This is a genomic window from Rhodocytophaga aerolata (assembly GCF_030503435.1).
Classification (GTDB): Bacteria; Bacteroidota; Bacteroidia; order Cytophagales; family 172606-1; genus Rhodocytophaga; species Rhodocytophaga aerolata.
This window is the reverse complement of sequence record NZ_JAUKPO010000026.1, coordinates 63,183-81,155: the sequence shown is the minus strand read 5'-3', so window position 1 is coordinate 81,155 and position 17,973 is coordinate 63,183. Positions and strand designations below refer to the sequence as shown.

Annotated in this window: 13 protein-coding genes; 9 read left to right on the top strand and 4 right to left on the bottom strand. The window is 44.2% G+C overall.

What is annotated here, in order from left to right; all coding sequences use genetic code 11:
- The first annotated feature begins 271 nt into the window (after positions 1–271).
- The 9 genes from Q0590_RS28130 to Q0590_RS28090 all read left to right on the top strand — a co-directional run bounded on the left by Q0590_RS28130 (position 272) and on the right by Q0590_RS28090 (position 13,209).
- Complete coding sequence (locus Q0590_RS28130; protein WP_302040982.1) at positions 272–3,496, top strand: SusC/RagA family TonB-linked outer membrane protein; 3,225 nt, start codon at positions 272–274, stop codon at positions 3,494–3,496.
- Positions 3,497–3,728: 232 nt separating this feature from the next.
- Positions 3,729–5,237 (top strand): SusD/RagB family nutrient-binding outer membrane lipoprotein, encoded by a 1,509-nt coding sequence (locus Q0590_RS28125; protein ID WP_302040981.1) that lies wholly within the window; start codon positions 3,729–3,731, stop codon positions 5,235–5,237.
- 40 nt (positions 5,238–5,277) lie between these two features.
- Positions 5,278–6,921 (top strand): arylsulfatase, encoded by a 1,644-nt coding sequence (locus Q0590_RS28120; protein WP_302040980.1) that lies wholly within the window; start codon positions 5,278–5,280, stop codon positions 6,919–6,921.
- A 460-nt stretch (positions 6,922–7,381) separates the two neighbouring features.
- Positions 7,382–7,768, top strand: coding sequence for a hypothetical protein (locus Q0590_RS28115; protein ID WP_302040979.1), 387 nt, complete (start codon positions 7,382–7,384; stop codon positions 7,766–7,768).
- 29 nt (positions 7,769–7,797) lie between these two features.
- Positions 7,798–9,384, top strand: a complete 1,587-nt coding sequence (locus tag Q0590_RS28110) for a sulfatase (RefSeq protein WP_302040978.1) — start codon at positions 7,798–7,800, stop codon at positions 9,382–9,384.
- 22 nt (positions 9,385–9,406) lie between these two features.
- A complete protein-coding gene (locus Q0590_RS28105) occupies positions 9,407–9,586 on the top strand; it encodes a hypothetical protein (RefSeq protein ID WP_302040977.1) in 180 nt (59 codons plus the stop codon).
- 54 nt (positions 9,587–9,640) lie between these two features.
- Positions 9,641–10,477, top strand: coding sequence for a sterol desaturase family protein (locus tag Q0590_RS28100; protein ID WP_302040976.1), 837 nt, complete (start codon positions 9,641–9,643; stop codon positions 10,475–10,477).
- Positions 10,478–10,558: 81 nt separating this feature from the next.
- Positions 10,559–11,983, top strand: a complete 1,425-nt coding sequence (locus Q0590_RS28095; RefSeq protein WP_302040975.1) for a sulfatase family protein — start codon at positions 10,559–10,561, stop codon at positions 11,981–11,983.
- Between the two features lie 41 nt (positions 11,984–12,024).
- Positions 12,025–13,209, top strand: coding sequence for a formylglycine-generating enzyme family protein (locus Q0590_RS28090; RefSeq protein WP_302040974.1), 1,185 nt, complete (start codon positions 12,025–12,027; stop codon positions 13,207–13,209).
- Positions 13,210–13,468: 259 nt separating this feature from the next.
- On the opposite strand, the gene Q0590_RS28085 is transcribed toward Q0590_RS28090, so the two are convergent.
- The 4 genes from Q0590_RS28085 to Q0590_RS28070 all read right to left on the bottom strand — a co-directional run bounded on the left by Q0590_RS28085 (position 13,469) and on the right by Q0590_RS28070 (position 17,640).
- Positions 13,469–14,449 carry a deoxyhypusine synthase family protein gene (locus tag Q0590_RS28085; RefSeq protein WP_302040973.1) on the bottom strand — a complete coding sequence of 327 codons (981 nt, stop codon included), beginning with the start codon at positions 14,447–14,449 and terminating at the stop codon, positions 13,469–13,471.
- Positions 14,450–14,529: 80 nt separating this feature from the next.
- Positions 14,530–15,093 (bottom strand): Crp/Fnr family transcriptional regulator, encoded by a 564-nt coding sequence (locus Q0590_RS28080; RefSeq protein WP_302040972.1) that lies wholly within the window; start codon positions 15,091–15,093, stop codon positions 14,530–14,532.
- A gap of 125 nt (positions 15,094–15,218) precedes the next feature.
- Positions 15,219–15,548 carry a DMT family transporter gene (locus tag Q0590_RS28075; RefSeq protein ID WP_302041001.1) on the bottom strand — a complete coding sequence of 110 codons (330 nt, stop codon included), beginning with the start codon at positions 15,546–15,548 and terminating at the stop codon, positions 15,219–15,221.
- 79 nt (positions 15,549–15,627) lie between these two features.
- Positions 15,628–17,640: a transglutaminase family protein gene (locus Q0590_RS28070; RefSeq protein ID WP_302040971.1), complete on the bottom strand. Its 2,013-nt coding sequence runs from the start codon at positions 17,638–17,640 to the stop codon at positions 15,628–15,630.
- Positions 17,641–17,973 lie beyond the last annotated feature (333 nt).

Below are 17,973 nucleotides of genomic sequence, written 5' to 3'. Positions count from 1 at the left end.
TAGTACGTTGCAAGTTTCTGCCAAATGCATCACTAACCTCAAGCATGCACAAGGTCGTTGTTGCTGTTGTCGCTAGCCTTCCTGTCTTGATTTAACCAAACCTGGTCAGATCAACGCATTTACAGGGATGGTAGTGTTTACACAAGCCACCTCCCACCCTAACTTCTTACGCCTGCTATTATAGCAGATTATATAACAGACAAAATAGCTATCTGCCCTTTGGCAGGTGGATAAAATAGTATTGCCTCAAAAGTAGACTTCAACATACAACATGAAATATATTTTACTGATTGCCCTCCTGCTAGGTGGAGTGGGCGTTTATGCACAAGATTCGGTGGTTACCGGAAAGGTCACTGATGCCAAAGGCGAGCCACTGCCTGGGGTGAATGTGGTGTTCAAAAATACCAATTCCGGCACCGTTACGGATATTGATGGAAAATACAGTATCAAAACAGTTCCAGGCGGTACCAGCCTGTACTTTAGCTTTGTTGGCTTTAAAACCCAGGAAGTCGCCATCAACAACCGCTCTGCTATTGATATCTCCCTGGTTAGCGATGATAAACTGCTGGAAGAAATTGTAGTAACCGCCGTAGGCATTGAAAGTAAAACCAAAGCGCTGGGTTACAGTCTGGCAGAAGTAAAAGGTAAAGATATTGTGAATGCCCGTGAACCGAATGTAGTAACGGCCTTAAGCGGAAAAGTGGCCGGTGTGCAGATCGGCAACAGTGGCGGCTCTCCAGGAGGTTCTGCTACTGTACGTATCCGGGGAAACTCTTCTTTATTGGGAAATAACTCTCCTTTGTTTGTACTGGATGGTATTCCTGTAGACAACTCCATTCAGGATATTCTGGGAAACATCACCAATGTAAATTCTCTGGCTACCCCTTCCAACCGGGCCGTAGATATTAACAGTGACGATATTGAATCGGTAACGGTACTGAAAGGTCCTGCGGCAGCGGCTTTATATGGAATCCGGGCAGCTAATGGAGCTGTTATTATTAACACTAAACGGGGCTCTAAACACACCGATCAGCCATTCCATGTATCGTATTCCGGTTCCTTCACGGTAGATGAACTCAACCGTCGGGTACAACCTCAGCAAACGAAGTTCTCCAATGGATTAAATGGCCAATATATAATACCAGGTCAGACTGGTTCCGATGAAAGCTGGGGTGCTTTGCTGGATACACTTACCTATTCAGGCATTCCCAATCAATTCGATAAAAATGGGTTGATTGTCGGGCAGAATGATCCACGTTCCAATGGTATTCCGGTGAACAGGTATAATAATGTAGATAATTTTTATGTAAAAGGAAAAACGCAAAGCCATCACGTAAGTGTATATGGCAATACCGAAAAAGCAGGCTATTACTTCTCTGCCGGACGTTTATACCAGACAGGCGTGATTCCTACTACCGATTTTTACCGGTCTACCTTCCGATTTAACGGCGATTATAACGTAACAGATAAATTCAAAATAGCTGGGGGTATGAACTACATTAATTCCGGAGCCAACAACCGGGCGTTGATGGGTGGCTTCAACACCAACGTGGTACGGGCATTAATCAATACACCGCCAAACTTTGATATTACCAATGGCCTGGACAAACCCTGGAGTAATCCTGAATCCTATCTGTTGCCGCCTACCAATGCCAAACCCTGGGGAGACTCCCGTTCGTATGCCAATGGCCGCGGCTGGGATAGTCCCTACTGGTCACTGAATATGAACCCGCAATACGATGAGGTGAACCGCTTTATCAGTTTTGCAGAGGCTAACTATGAAATACTTCCCTGGCTGAAATCCACCTTCCGCTACGGATTAGACAGCTATACGGATGTACGCAAAGGGGGCTTCAGCCGCGGCACTTCCGGCGTTCCTACTGGTACCATTAACGATGTAAACTATACCCGCCGAGATTATAACACGGATTTTATCCTGACCATTGCCCCAGAGTTAGGCGGTGATCTGAAACTTTCGGTATTGTTGGGGCATAACTTCTACAACTCGTTCCGCAACCAGATCAATACCCGGGGAGATGGTTTAATTGTACCTGGCAACTTCAATATTTCCAATGCGTCTACCTCTACCTCTTTCAACCAGACCCTCCGCCGGCAACTGGTGGCAGGCTATGCCGATGTACGCCTGGATTATAAAAACTGGTTGTTTGTAGAGTTAACCGGACGTAACGAATGGACTTCTACGCTAGCCAAAGGCAAAAACTCCTTCTTCTATCCTTCTATTAATACCAGCTGGGTATTTACAGATGCCTTGGGAATCAACAGTTCATGGTTGTCTCTGGGCAAAGTACGGGCTACCTATGCACAGGTAGGAAATGATGCCGATCCGTATTCGCTGCTAACGTATTACAACAATGCCAATGCATCCGGCTGGATTCAAGGCGGTATTAACTTTCCTTTCAACAACCAGGCTGGCTTAGCCTACTCCAATACCCTGGGCAATCCGAATTTAAAGCCTGAACGGATTTCAACTTGGGAAGTAGGCACCGATCTGCAGTTTCTCAGAAACCGTGTTGGCCTGGAAGCAGTCTATTACAACAACCTAAGCCAGGACCAGATTATACCTGTAGCCATTCCTTCTTCTACCGGATCGCAGTTTAACCTGATTAATGCTGGTGAAATTTCTAACAAAGGCGTAGAGTTAACTCTGCGGGCTACGCCAGTTGAAACTCCCGGCGGCTTCACCTGGGATGCATCAGTAGTCTATTCAAAAAACATCAGCAAAGTGTTGTCTCTGACGGAAGGAATCAATAATGTGAGCCTGGGTGGTATCTGGATGGAAGCCAGAGGCATGGTAGGCAAGCCCTATGGTGTATTTTATGGCATTGATGTAAAGAAGAATGAAAACGGACAAGTGCTGATTGATGATCAGCCAACCCTGGCCAACGGCAATCCTAATTCCAATTATGGTTATCCGGTTGTAAATACCTCTTTCACGGAGATTGGCGATCCTAACCCAAAATTCAATGCAGGTTTACGCAATGAGTTTACTTATAAAAACTTTGCTTTCTCTTTCTTCCTGGACACCCGCTATGGCTTTGATATATTCAATGCCCCACGCCTGCAGATGGTATTCAATGGGGTGGATAAATCTACCGAAAACCGCGGACAAGACTATGTATTTGAAGGGGTAAAAGCCAGTGAAGGCACACCTAATGATGTTTCCGTAAAAATTGGCCAGGCCTGGTACCGCCGCACCTTTGATATTCAGGGCTTATACATTGAGAAAGACCTGTACTGGCTGCGTTTGCGGGATGTAAACTTCACCTATACCTTGCCAGAAAAGTTGATTGCCCCTTTGAAACTTTCCAGAGCCAGCATCACCCTAACAGCCAGAAACTTCCTGTTAGCGACCAACTACACTGGTTCCGATCCGGATCTGGGAACACGCAATGGCCTTAGCAATTTCTCAGGGATTGACTTCTGGACCACGCCCAATACCCGCAGCTACGGAGCCTCTATCAATCTTACTTTCTAATCCAGGATGTGTGAACTGTAAACAATTGAATGTGCTGACAACTGATAACAGCCTTTGTATAAGCCACCTTATAGAATCTTTGGTATGGGGAGCCGGTTTGTGCGGATTCTATACAGGGGCGTTGCAAAGGCGAGGCCCACCCGGCCTTGAAGGCAAAAGCTTTCCATAAAGTGCACCTTCAATGCTTAATACACATAGTAAATTTTATAACCGAATAAAATCATTTAGAAATATGAACAAGAAATTCCTTCCACTCAGGAAATTATATATACTACCGCTCACCTTGTTTGTCCTGTTGCTAAGCTCATGCGATTTGCAGGAAGCTAATGTAAACCCTAATGTACCGGCAGAGGCTCCCTTAAGTGTCGTGCTCACCGGAGCACAGGGCACACTGGCCTATAACCTGGGGCTGGATGCCGGATTATTGTCAGCAACGGTAATGCAGCAGGCTGCAGGTTCCAATGGCGATGCTACCGCTAACGATAACTATACGGCTATTCCCGGCCGCTTCAACGGTATATGGGTGAATTTTTACAGCAATGTACTGAAAGAGTTGAGTATCATTATCGACAAAGGTCAGACTACCAATGCTCCATATTACACAGGTATTGCCAGAGTCTTAACGGCCTTTACCTATGGCACCTTAACAGATACTTTTGGGGATATTCCTTTTAGTAGTGCTTTACAGGGTAGAGAAAATACAGCTCCTACGTACGATTCTCAGCAGCAAGTATACGAAGGTATCCAGACATTACTAGACCAGGCAATTGCTGATCTAAATCAGCCGGCTACTTCCTTTACTACAGCACCTCCAGGAGCAGATGATCTGGTATTTAAAGGAAATGTGCAAAACTGGTTAGCCGTAGCCTGGACACTCAAAGCCCGCTATGCCTTGCATTTGAGTAAACTGGACGCTACTACAGCGGCCACTCAGGCACTGGCGTATTTGTATGAGGGTGGACCAGATGGAAAATACAGAGGAATAACTACCAATGCAGGAGATGCACAGGTGGTTTTTGGGGCCGCCCAGACCAATGCCAATCCTTTTTACCAGCAAAACACCTCCCGTCCGGGTTGGGTAGGCTTGGGCGCTTCGTTTGTCAACTTATTAAACGGCAATGAAGTAACAGCCCCCAGCACCCAGGAGTCTGCCGCTGTAGTTGATCCCCGCAGAGCTTATTTTGCTACACCCTATCAACCCGGAAAATACCGTGGCGGAGTAGCCGGTATTCCAGGTGCCTTCTCCCTGATTGGTCCCTATTATGGCTCTACTACTTCACCGGTGGCTTTCATTACCTATGCAGAAGCTAAGTTGATTGAAGCAGAAGCCCGGCTGATCTTAAATGCATCTGATCCCAAGGCACAAACAGCTTTAACTGAAGCAGTAACTGCCTCTTTCAATAAAGTAGTAAGCAATGCAGCTGATCCAGATGCTATAGCGGAAAAACGGGCTGCATACCTGGCTGCTAAAGCCACTTTAACCGGGGAGTTTGCAATTGATCTAAAAACGATTATCACCCAGAAATACATTGCCTTGTTTCTTCAACCAGAACCCTGGGTAGATTACCGCCGGACCGGATATCCGGAATTACCTCTGGCGGTAAATGCTACCCATAGCCTGAATCCCGGTGGCCAGATTGCCAGGCGCTTTCCTTATCCACAGGATGAACAATCGCTAAACAAGCAATTACCTGGACCATCCAACTACCAGGAACCCCGCTTATGGTGGGACAAACCTTAATTTTTTACTCCTTAATAACAACTATTTGAAAGCGCTACCTATGAGTAAAAATAAATTAATCGTATTCTTTGTATTGCTGGTCAGTCTGAGTTTTGTACAGTCTGTTCCTCAAAAAGAGGCAGAAAAGAAAGCGGCTGCCAAACCTAATTTGATTGTCATTCTGGTAGATGATCTGGGCTTTTCGGATATCGGCTGCTATGGCTCGGAGATCAGTACGCCCAACCTGGATAAGATGGCACAAGGCGGATTGCGCTTAACACAGTTCTACAACACCTCCCGCTGCTGCCCCAGCCGGGCTGCCTTACTTACTGGTTTATATCCGCACCAGGCAGGCGTAGGCAGTATGAATGCAAATCTGGGTACGCCTGCCTATCAGGGCTACCTTAATAAGCAAAGCATAACCATTGCGGAAGGCTTGAAAACCCAGGGCTACTTTACGGCATTGTCTGGCAAGTGGCACATAGGAAACGAGCCGGACCAGTGGCCTTCTGCCCGGGGTTTTGACAGAACGTTCAGCTTAATTGGAGGTACCAGCAACTACTTCTATCCCCATCCTTACAAACTGCGGAAAGATGACTTCTTTATTCTGAATGGAAAGAAACTGGACAATTACCTTACAGAAGCAAAACCGGATGGGTACTATCTGACCAATGAAATTACCGATTATGCCTTGCTTTTTCTGGACGAAGCCAGAGCCGAAAAGAAGCCCTTTTACCTGCATATTACCTTTAATGCTCCACATTTTCCGCTGCAAGCATTACCAGAAGACATAGCCAAGTACCGGGGGAAATATAAAAAAGGCTGGGATGTCATCCGCACAGAACGTTACCGGAAACTATTGAAGCTAGGCGTGATTAAACCAGAGTGGAAACTATCTCCCCGTGATTCACTAGTGCCTGCCTGGAACCAGCTTCGAGCAACAGAGCAAGATGCCTGGGATCTGAAAATGGCGGTATTTGCAGCAATGGTAGACCGGGTAGACCAGAACATTGGCCGTATCCTGGATAAGCTGAAAGAAACCGGTGCCGATCAGCATACGTTGATTTTGTTTATGTCCGATAATGGCGCAAGCCACGAATATGCTTTTCCCTTATGGAAGCAAACAGAAGAAGTGACCAAACAGGTAAAAGACTTGCCGGCTGACAATCGTAATTCCTTTGTTACTTACGAGTATAACTGGGCCAATGTGAGCAATACGCCTTTTCAGTCTTTTAAGCACTGGGAGCACGAAGGAGGCATCAGCAGTCCGTTTATTGCCTATCTGCCAGGAACCATTAAACCAAATTCATTCAACCATCAACCTGCTCATTTAATTGATGTACAAGCCACCTTATTTGACTTAGCAGGCGTGAAATATCCGAAAACTTTCGAAGGCAATACGCTTACACCTGCCCAGGGATTATCTCTGAGGAATGTACTGGAAGGCAAACCCTGGACCGGGCATGAGGTGCTGTACTGGGAACACCAGGGCAACCGGGCAGTACGTCAGGGAAAATGGAAGATTGTATCCAGCTATCCAGAAAACCGCTGGCGCTTATTTGATCTGGAAACAGACCGCACGGAACTAAACGACCTAAGCCAGTCTAATGCGGCCAAACTCCAGGAATTAATTGGCTTGTATGAAAAGTGGGCACCTAAGGCAGGTGTACAAGAATGGTCTACCATCAGCCAGCAGAATAACTAACGCTAACGACAAAGTATGCCAGTACCGATAACAGCCTTCACAAAAGCCGCCTTATATAATCTTCGGGTCAGCATAGGCCCTGTGCGGATTGTATACAGCGGTGCTGTGAATTCAGGGCCTGTCCGGCCCCGGAGGACAAAAGATTGCGGTATGAGAGATGTTCACGGTTGGCTCCGCAATTTTCAAGACATGTTACTAAGAATGGTTTTCCGATGTTGCTGCCCGTGAACTGCATTTCAACTTCATATATAAGAGTAAAACGAGCTTAATGAAAGATATGACAACAGCCTTGACATAAGCTGCCTTATAGAATCTTTGGCATAGGGAGCAGGTTTGTGTGGATTCTATACAGCAGTGTTGGCAAGGCGGGGCCTGTCCGGCCCTGGAGGACAAAAGCTTCCGATAAGAACTACTTTCAACGCTTGTGCTACTACTTCTATCACCTTTAAACATTCTTCCCATGACACATATCCATTCTTCTATACAATCAACTGATATTGCCCAGTATCTGCATTCACATCCCTATGTAAATGGCGCCATTAGCCATAAGAACAATCATTATTTACTGGCCTTGTCCCTGCAACTGGAGGCGATCGATGTGTTTATTAAATCACTCCAAAATAGTAATACCATATTAGCTATACATCAGCCTACTAACTCAAAGGAAGCTACTATTTCCATTCATATAACAGAGGTAGATAGCAGTGTAATTATTGAGGATTTAACCACAGCATTTACTAAAGTATCGCAGTACCTGGAGTATCTGGAAGTGAAGAAAGACTATGCGCCTGGGTATGTACCAGCTCATCTGTCGCAATGGTTAGTAGAAACAAATTCTGCTAAATAATTCCTAAACTTTATCCAACTATCCGCTATATGAAAAAGCGCAACGTTTCTTATAAAACTATAGGGCTGGCTGTATTTCTTCTGACCCTAACCTTATCGGTTTTGCTGACTACCGGCTTTCATTTCAAAGATACTACTGCTGCTAATGAAAGCAACAAATTCCTTCCTCCAACGGCTAAACCGAATATTATTGTAATTCTGGCAGACGATCTGGGCTATAGTGATCTGGCATCGTATGGGAATCCGGTTGTAAAAACACCCAACATTGATGCCTTAGGCAAAGAGGGTGTGCGGTTTACGCAAGCCTATTCCTCTGCGCCTATATGCAGCCCTTCCCGGGCAGGATTGCTGACTGGACGCTACCAGCAACGGTTTGGTTTTGAGTTTCTGGTACCCCAAAGTACCGGCATCAAACCAACGCCGGAGCAACTGCAAAAGTATGCGGCTTTCTCTAAACAAGTAGGCTCATCGCAGGAACCTGGCATTGAGGAAGAAGCCTTTAATAAAATCAGAAAAGGCTTACCTGATTCAGAAATTACACTGGCGCAACTATTAAAGAAGAACGGCTATAAAACAGCGGCTATTGGCAAATGGCATGTGGGGGAAACAGACGGCTTTTATCCGCAACAAAAAGGCTTTGATTACCATTATGGATTTTATAGCGGCCTTAGCTTATATGCAGTGGAGAATGATCCTGCGGTAGTAAACAAACATTTACCCTGGGCCTTAAGTGAATATGCTGCCTGGCACCGCAACGGCTCCAACCGGATTGTCCGTAATAACCAGGATGTGGAGGAAAAGCAGTTCCTGACCGATAAATTTGCCGATGAAGCCATTAGCTACATTGAACAGAACAAAAACAACCCGTTCTTTCTGTATTTGCCATTCAATGCGCCGCATGATCCTTTCCAAGCAAAAAAGAGTGACTTTGACAAATATCCGCAAGTAAGTGATTCTACCAAACGGGTGTACTATGGTATGATCAGCGGCCTGGATAATGCCGTAGGAAGAATCCATAACAAGCTGAAAGAACTGGGCCTGGATAAAAACACCCTAATTGTTTTTACCAGTGATAATGGCGGGGCAACGTATACCAGAGCAACAGATAACGCACCGCTCAAAGGTGGAAAACTATCACATTTTGAAGGCGGCTATAGTGTGCCTTTCTTCATCAAATACCCTGGTAAAGTGCCTGCCGGAAAAGAGTACAACCTGCCGGTAAGTTTACTGGATGTTTTTTCAACTACTGCAGCCGTAGCCGGCGTAAGCCTCCCGGCTGACAAAGAATATGATGGGGTAAATCTGCTTCCTTATTTAAATAACCAGAGTCAGGGCCGTCCGCATGAAACGCTGTTCTGGCGGAGTGGCTATTCCAAAGCCGTCCGCAAAGGAGACTATAAACTGTATATCAATGAACGCAACGGCAAACAGCTTCTTTTTAATCTGGCAAACGACCGTTCAGAAACCAAAGATCTTTGTGGAGAACAACCAGAAAAGGTAAGAGAATTACTGGCTGCTCTGCAAACCTGGGAAAACAAGGTGCAGAAACCCACCTGGCCCAGCCGCAACAATTCTACCATTGAGGTACAGGGAGAAAGATATTATTTCCCAATCTGATACATATAAACCAGGAAAAGTTATGAAATACATTGCAGCCAAAGACACTGTTATCCTATTCAAAAAACTGCTGGTGACACTGGCCCTGTACCTGATTCCGGTTTTGTTTGTGTGGGCTAGCTTAACACTTGTAAAAAAGCTCCGGGGTACTGAACCTGCTTCCACAAAGCCAACGGAGCAACTGCAGGTAGTGGACAACTAATCAAGCAGATCAACATACATCATCTATTTATTTTCACAGCTAAAATATACGCATATGGAATTAGTAAAAGAAATCTTTCAACACCTCAATGGCTGGGGATTAACCGCCATCTTATTCATTGTGGGCATACTTGAATTTTCATTTGGTCTCTATAAAAAATGGAAACTGAACGATAAACTGGTAGACCTGGCCAGTATCCTGTTTGGCAAACTGCTGATGCCGGTGCTAGTATCCTATTTTGCTTTACAACTGCTTCCCAAAGTGGCTCCCGAATATAAAGAAATATTTAACTGGGTGCCCTTCTGGTGGGGTTTCTTCATTATTTGCATTGCCGATGACCTTACCCAATACTGGTATCACCGCCTTCACCACGAAATACCCTGGTTATGGAAGTTCCACCGTACCCATCACTCAGCCCCCTATATGGGCATGGCCATGGCAAGCCGGCAAGGCTTTTTCTATACACTTTTGTTTCCGCAAACCTATGTCACCACTACCCTGGTATTCCTAGGCTTGGGTGTTCCGGCACTGATAGCCAGAGGAGTGAAAGGACTAATCACGATGATGGCACATTCCAGCATCAAGTGGGATAAACCTTTTTACGATAACAAATGGCTGCACCCGATTGCCTGGGTAATGGAAAGAACGATTTCCACCCCAGCCACACACCATGCCCACCATGCCGCCCATGACCGCGATGGTATCGGCCACTACAATGGCAATTATGGCAATATGTTTTTCCTGTGGGATGTGATATTCGGCACTGCAAAAATCACCAGACAATATCCGGAGGAATATGGACTGGAAGAATATCAGGATGATTCCTGGTACTCACAAGTGCTCTATCCGCTAGTAAAGTCCGACAAACCAGGCAGTGAGTTAGCGGAGTAAAGTTACGCTACATAAAGATGAGGCTGTCAGTAGTATTTATAAATGTATTCTCTTAAATTCAATACTTACAACAATAATTAAATGAAAACCGCCTATTACTTGAGTATTCTGTTGTTTTGCTTGTCTGCAGGAGCAGTGGGGTTACTTACTGCTTTTCAGCCCAGACAAACGTCTTCCCGGCAATCTGCTACCAAACCCAATATAGTATTTATTATGGCTGATGACCTGGGCTATGGCGATATTGGGGCTTTTGGGGCAAAAGATATCCGTACACCAAATATTGATGCATTAGCTCAGAAAGGCATCAAATTTACTGAATTTTACTGCCCTTCCCCAGTTTGTAGTCCTACGCGTGCCGGTTTACTGACTGGCCGGTATCCCCGCCGCATGGGAATAGATGGCGTATTTTTTCCGGAAAGTTTTACAGGCATTCCTCAATCAGAGGTTACCATTGCTGAAGCATTAAAAGAACAGGGATACCGCAACAGCATCATTGGAAAATGGCATCTGGGGCATCATTTGCAATATTTACCTTTGCAAAATGGTTTTGATGAATACTTCGGTATCCCTTATAGCAATGACATGATGGGTACGGTATATATGCGTGGAAATGAAGTAGCCGACTATAAAGTAGATCAGCGGTATACTACTAAAGTGTATACTGAAGAAGCGGTCAAATTTATTGAGAAAAATAAAAATAAGCCTTTCTTTCTGTATCTGGCCCACACCATGCCCCATGTGCCCATTTATGCTTCCCCAGAGTTTGAAGGCAAATCGAAAAGAGGTTTATATGGCGATGTAATAGAAGAACTGGACTGGAGTGTAGGACAGGTAGTACAGGCATTAAAGAAAAATGGAATAGAAGAAAATACCCTCGTAGTATTTACCAGTGACAACGGCCCCTGGATGGCTTTTGATGTAGAAGGCGGTTCACCTGGCCCGCTTCGGGAAGGCAAACAAACTACCTTTGAGGGAGGCATGCGGGTACCAACGGTAGCCTACTGGCCTGGAAAAATCAAAGCCGGCACTGTCTACGATAACATAGCTACCCATTTTGATTTCTTTCCTACTTTCCTGAAGCTAGCCGGAGTAACAAATTACCAGTCCAAAAAACCATTAGATGGGGAAGACATCACACCTGTTTTAACAGGCACTGGCCAGCGTAAAGGCGACGAACTGCTGTATTATTTCAATGGCCAGCTACAGGCTTACCGCAAAGGCGACTGGAAAATCAAGTTCCCCTATGCTGGAAATAAAGGAATACTGGGAGTAAAAGATGTAGCGGCCCATGATACGTTGCTGTTTAACCTGAAACAAGATGTAGGGGAGCAACAGAACGTACTGAAGGCCAATCCGGCCAAAGTAAAAGAGTTGCTGGCGGCTTTAGAAAAATACAAAGCAGGAATTGAGCCTGCCCAAAGTCTGGTACAACGCATGCCTGCCGATGAAAGCCATAAACAGAAATACCTGGAACGGAAGGCCAAAATGGCTACTTCCAACGAATAAATTACTAAATTTGATTGTCTGCCACCATTCGTTCATACCTAATGAAACAAGGATTAAAATTTCTCTACCACGTCCTGCCTGCGTATAGTTTGCTTTTACTGGCTGCCTGCCAATCCGGGCAGAAAACAGAAACAGCCGAAGCTGAAAAAAACACAGCCAGTCTTGTAGCAACAACAGCAAATGATACGCTTTCCTGCCACAGTACCATTCCCAGCCGGTTTCCATTACAGCAAACTACTGCTCAAACAGTGTCTGTGGCAAATGATAAGGCTGGGTCGGCAAATGGAGAAGATTCGCCTAAAGGGATGGTGTGGATACCTGCAGGATCGTTTCAGATGGGTGCCGATAGCAAAGATGCCCGTAAGGATGAGTTTCCTAAACATAAAGTATCCGTAGACGGCTTCTGGATGGATGAGCATGAAGTAACCAATGCTCAGTTTGCCGAATTTGTAAAAGCCACTGGCTACCAGACCACCGCCGAACGTAAGCCAGACTGGGAAGAATTGAAAAAACAACTGCCTCCCGGCACACCCAAACCTTCTGAGGATGTACTCGTAGCCAGTTCTCTGGTATTTACGGCACCTTCACAACCAGTAGCCTTAAACAATGTAGCCCAATGGTGGAGCTGGGTAGCCGGTGCTGACTGGCGGCATCCCGAAGGCCCCCATAGCAGCATCAAAGGCAAAGAACAGCATCCGGTGGTACATATCTCCTGGGACGATGCGGTAGCTTATGCCAAATGGGCTGGCAAACGTTTGCCAACAGAAGCAGAATGGGAATGGGCGGCCAGAGGAGGTAAAGAGAATACTGTATATCCGTGGGGCAATGAAGGCGTAGAAGTTGGTAGTTTTAAAGCTAACACCTGGCAAGGGCGTTTCCCGGATCAAAATACGGTAAAAGATCAGTTTTATACGACAGCCCCGGTGAAGACCTTTAAACCCAATAACTTTGGATTATATGATATGGCTGGCAATGTATGGGAATGGTGTAGCGACTATTACCGGGCCGATTACTACCAGACAGTAAATAAACCTGACGGTGTAAAAAATCCCAAAGGTCCTGCCCAGAGCTACGATCCGGAAGAGCCAACGGTGCCCAAACGGGTGCAACGCGGAGGTTCTTACCTGTGTCATGATTCGTATTGCAGTTCTTACCGCAATTCTGCCCGTATGAAATCAAGTCCAGATACCGGACTTTCTCACACAGGATTCAGGTGTGTATACTAAGTGGAGAAAGATTATTAGAACGGCAGCCAAAACTTAGCAAATAGAAAAAACCAGATTTGGGCTACCTTTCAAACTGAATCAACAAGTTATTAAAACTCTCCTGCTACCTATTAGCTTATTCAATGAACAGCCTTTTCTCATATGACTGTTCCTGCAAACTGGCCTACCCTACTCTATAAATGTTGTGAATTTGATTAAGGTAAAATAATAATATAGGTATCCGTCCGGTAAAGTTCACCAGCCCTACCGGACGAATCGCTTACATCCCCAAAATCCAAGCAAAAATTAACGGAGCAACAATGGTGGCATCCGATTCAACGATATACTTCGGTGTGTGAATGTCTAGTTTTCCCCAGGTAATTTTCTCATTGGGTACTGCCCCAGAATAAGAACCATATGAGGTGGTAGAATCTGAAATCTGACAAAAATAGCTCCAGAAGGGCACTTCGTGCATTTCCAAATCCTGATAAAGCATAGGCACCACGCAAATAGGAAAATCACCTGCAATACCCCCGCCAATTTGGAAGAAGCCTATACCTTTCCCTGCCGAATTATGACGATACCAGTCAGCCAGCCAAGCCATATATTCAATGCCGCTTTTCATGGTGCTCGCTTTTATTTCCCCTTTAATAACATACGAAGTAAAAATGTTCCCCATCGTGCTATCTTCCCAGCCAGGCACAACAATAGGTAGATTCTTTTCGGCCGCCGCAATCATCCAGCTATGCTCAACAGGGATTTCGTAATTCTCTTGCATGGCTCCACTCAATAAAAGCTTATACATAAACTCATGTGGAAAATACCGCTCTCCTTTCTGATCAGCGTCTTGCCAGATCTTATGAATATGCTTTTGAATCCGACGAAAAGCTTCCTCTTCAGGAATACAAGTGTCTGTTACCCGGTTGTAGCCTTCTTCTAATAAATCCCACTCATCCTGTGGACTAAGATCCCGGTAATTAGGAATACGTTTATAATGAGAGTGAGCTACCAGGTTCATGATATCTTCTTCAAGATTGGCACCTGTGCAGGAAATAATTGACACTTTGTCCTGACGGATCATCTGCGCCAGAGAAATGCCCAATTCTGCTGTACTCATGGCACCTGCTAAAGTGATCATCATTTTGCCTCCGGCATCCAGGTGTGCTTCATACCCTTTGGCTGCATCTATCAAGGCAGCGGCGTTAAAATGCCGGTAGTTGTGTTCTATAAATTGAGAGACTGGTCCTTTTACTTTGCTCATTTTTTGCTAAATTTTTTTGGCGCAAAGGTAGGACAATTTAAAGCAATAACATTTTACAAATGTTAAAAAATGAAGGAACCCTAGCTAATTTCTGCTCTAATCCTGCTGAGGCTAACCTGCGTAATACCCAGATAAGAAGCAATGTGCCCTAAGGCTACCCGTTGAATGATGTCGGAATGCTCAGCAAGTAATTCTTTGTACCGTTCTAAAGCGGTTTTAAACTGTCTGGCAATAAAGAGTTCTTCTGTTTTGATCAGTTCTTGTTCAGCAAATTTTCGTCCCCAATTGGCCAGGTCAATTTGTTCCAGAAAAAGCTTTTGCAAATGCGCCGCTTTTAGCTCGTAGAGTTCACAATCTTCTAACAATTCTATATTTTCATAGCCTTTCTGATTGTCAACGTAACTTTTCATGGAAATGATGGTATCTCCCTCTTTTCCGAACCAGAATGTTATTTCATGCGCACCCTGCCTGGCAAAGGCTCGCACAATGCCTTTCTTGATAAAATAGATGTTTGTTTCAACTTTATCGGCTCTTAAGAGCAGGTATTTTTTGGGATAGTTAACTTCTACAATACGTTCTTTGAGCACATGTTTGGATGCTTCTGGAAGGAGGTAAATGGAATCAATAATTTGATCAAGGTTCATCTATCCTACAGGCTTATTACTTTGTTTGGTAATCTAGAAAAGACCTACGCAAAGTTGCCCAATCTTGTTGTAATTTTCAGACGAAGTAAAACAGGCTGCAGCAAAATGGCAGATGCTCCTGCTTTTCATTCATGTGAAACCAATTTTAGTCCGACAATGGAACCAATGAGGGTGCATATGAAAAATACCCGCCAAAAGTTAGCCGGATCTTTAAACACGAATATTCCCACCAAGACAGTACCCACAGCCCCAATTCCCGTCCAAACGGCGTAAGCGGTACCCATGGGCAAGGTTTGTATGGTTTTCATAAGTAATCCCATACTGATGATTAGTGAAAGCAGAAAGCCAAATAACCACCCATACATTTCTAGGCCAGATGTTTCTTTAACTTTTCCCAGGCAGGAGGTAAACAGTACTTCAAATAGTCCGGCAACAATTAAGACAATCCAATTTATACCCATAATTTCCTGCAAAGATCACTAATTGTAGAGAGCAAACCTTTTACAAATGATAAAAAATGAAGCAAATTATAAGTTACCCAATTTTTTTTAAAACAATTATTTCCCGGTGCTTGGCCATAAATTGATCATAAAATTCACGTAGGTGCTGGTAGTAATCACAGGGAATAAGGGTAGACTTAAAAGCTACTTTGGTCATCAGCTGGATTACATTATCCTTACAGGAGATTTGGTAACGGAACTCGGCTAAATCTTCCGGAAATTTTATCAGTGTGCTTTGAGGCATCTCTTGCAATTGGTACCCAGGAGGAATTTTCATAGTTAACACATAGGTATAGGTAGCCGGGTAATCGAGTTCGACAGGCAGATACCGCTTTTCGTTATTGAACGGATTTTCATTGAATTCACTCAATAGTACTGGATTGAAATAAATGAAACCGGCTTGATCCTGCGAAGCGGTATCTGCCTGGTAGGTCAACTTTATGAGCAGTGCCTCATCGCAATTATCCATCTGTTGGATCTCTGAACGTATTTGTTTGAACTCCTGATATTGTGTACTTATTTCTTCTTTAGCCAATACCTTCTTTCCTTCCTCTGCATACTTTTGCCGCTTAGCCAATGCTTCATAGCCTTCGTATTTTACAGAAAAATGGTAAACAGGCTTAAGGGGATTGGAGAAATCCACTTCTGCCGATGTGATCTGGCGAGAAAAATTAGCCTGATGGATTTTAACCCATCGTGGGTTTTGCTTGTCTAACACAAAAGCATCTTCATTCAAGTCATTTTTGTCCAGAAGACTATATGGCCGAAACGGATCAGTGGCATCCAGAAATAATTCTTTAGTATCTGCCTGGGCTAAAGCTACTAAGTGATTAAATTGAGAAAGGAGTGGTTTATCAGTAAGGTATACTTTTCCTTGATCGCGTGTACTGAGTAGCGTCGGATGAACGTTTAAACCTGCTTCCCTTAGGAGCAGAATGAGAAATAGATTAATCTCAGCAGTTTGGCCCTGTTTTGTTTCCAGGAATGAATGAAAATTTTGATAAATAAAAAAACTATAACTCTTGTTCCAGCGGAAAGTCGCTTTTACATAATTGTAAATTTTATGTAGCCGCTGAGTTTCTGTTTCATTGCCAGTTAAGATTGTCTTGAGTATGTCCTTTGCTTTGTCTCTTTGACCAAGGTAGGTTAAATGATTGTCACTCTCGAGAGGAACGCCATCTGTTTTATTAAAAATAGCTAACTGGAAGGAAATTTTCTCAGCATAATTCTGGTAATTAGCTACAAAGGGTTCCCTAACGAGCGCATGTAGGTTATCTAGTGACCAGGTTTGTGCATCTAGTTTCTCATATTTTTGAGACAGACGATTTCCCTGAAGCAGAATACGGTATGTGAGGCTTTGGGGCTTTTCTACCCGTAATTCACTATGCATAGTAGGAATATTAGATTGAAAATTCCATCCTGCCAGGGTAAAGAAATTTTTAGAAATGGTTGTATAGCGATATTCAACGATGGTTCCCTCATCTACATTCGGAAAAGTAAAACGCTTTTCCCGCAAACTTGACGAGTGGTTCACGTCAAATATTAGCTTGGCACTCACTTCCTGGCTACTAACCTTGCCTTTTTCATCCAGTTTGAGGGTTTGGGCCCGCAAAAAAGCAATCTTTTCTAAGTTGTCTTTGGCATAATAGGGGATAGAAATAGTAGCTTCCTGTAAACCTTTGCGGGTAAGAATTTTAATACGTTTGTGCCGCTCAATATAGACAGCCTCATAGCCAAAAACAATTCTACCATAATCGCTCAGCACTACAGCACTTGCGGAACTATCAAAAGGACATACTTTTAATTGCCCTTCCTCAGCATTGACTTTCCCCCATTGAAGAGGTGGAGGAGATTGGGCTTGCAACTGAGATGCCACTGTTATAAGCAGGAAAAGATAAACCAGACGCCTAAACTTCGCCACCATTCTCCCGTTAGTAATTAGTCCATCTTCTACAGATCTCTTTAAACTTGTTTGACTGTATATTTTATAAACTACCTCCACTACCATTTGTGTGGTGAATCGAAAGCTTTGTCTAACATCCTTCATTGTAAATGAGTTATTCTTTACTCTTGGTCAAGGTAAGAAATACCTACATCTTCTAAAGTAGGATTTTGAAGAGAACCTTACTTCATAAAATGGCCCGTTCTACGCTCATTTCCCAACTGCATGGAAATTTTACTTGATATTTGAGGTGTACCCAGTTAACGTTTCCAGAAGTACCTGATCTGCTTTCCCTGGGTCAGCCTATCCTACTGTATCGAATCTTAATTGGGCACCTTCTGTACTCTCTGGGATAGGTTTTACCCTTACCTCCTATTTTTTCGGCTCCTGATTGTAATAAGTTATGGAATCTCTACAGCGGCTGCATCTATGTTCTAA

What these genes read in the sequence shown, in the direction of transcription:
- Q0590_RS28090 (WP_302040974.1), top strand. Translation starts at nt 12,025, where the DNA reads ATGAAACAAGGATTAAAATTTCTCTACCACGTCCTGCCTGCGTATAGT.
- Q0590_RS28125 (WP_302040981.1), top strand. Translation starts at nt 3,729, where the DNA reads ATGAACAAGAAATTCCTTCCACTCAGGAAATTATATATACTACCGCTC.
- Q0590_RS28110 (WP_302040978.1), top strand. Translation starts at nt 7,798, where the DNA reads ATGAAAAAGCGCAACGTTTCTTATAAAACTATAGGGCTGGCTGTATTT.
- Q0590_RS28070 (WP_302040971.1), bottom strand. Translation starts at nt 17,640, where the DNA reads ATGAAGGATGTTAGACAAAGCTTTCGATTCACCACACAAATGGTAGTG.
- Q0590_RS28085 (WP_302040973.1), bottom strand. Translation starts at nt 14,449, where the DNA reads ATGAGCAAAGTAAAAGGACCAGTCTCTCAATTTATAGAACACAACTAC.
- Q0590_RS28105 (WP_302040977.1), top strand. Translation starts at nt 9,407, where the DNA reads ATGAAATACATTGCAGCCAAAGACACTGTTATCCTATTCAAAAAACTG.
- Q0590_RS28080 (WP_302040972.1), bottom strand. Translation starts at nt 15,093, where the DNA reads ATGAACCTTGATCAAATTATTGATTCCATTTACCTCCTTCCAGAAGCA.
- Q0590_RS28130 (WP_302040982.1), top strand. Translation starts at nt 272, where the DNA reads ATGAAATATATTTTACTGATTGCCCTCCTGCTAGGTGGAGTGGGCGTT.
- Q0590_RS28100 (WP_302040976.1), top strand. Translation starts at nt 9,641, where the DNA reads ATGGAATTAGTAAAAGAAATCTTTCAACACCTCAATGGCTGGGGATTA.
- Q0590_RS28120 (WP_302040980.1), top strand. Translation starts at nt 5,278, where the DNA reads ATGAGTAAAAATAAATTAATCGTATTCTTTGTATTGCTGGTCAGTCTG.
- Q0590_RS28115 (WP_302040979.1), top strand. Translation starts at nt 7,382, where the DNA reads ATGACACATATCCATTCTTCTATACAATCAACTGATATTGCCCAGTAT.
- Q0590_RS28095 (WP_302040975.1), top strand. Translation starts at nt 10,559, where the DNA reads ATGAAAACCGCCTATTACTTGAGTATTCTGTTGTTTTGCTTGTCTGCA.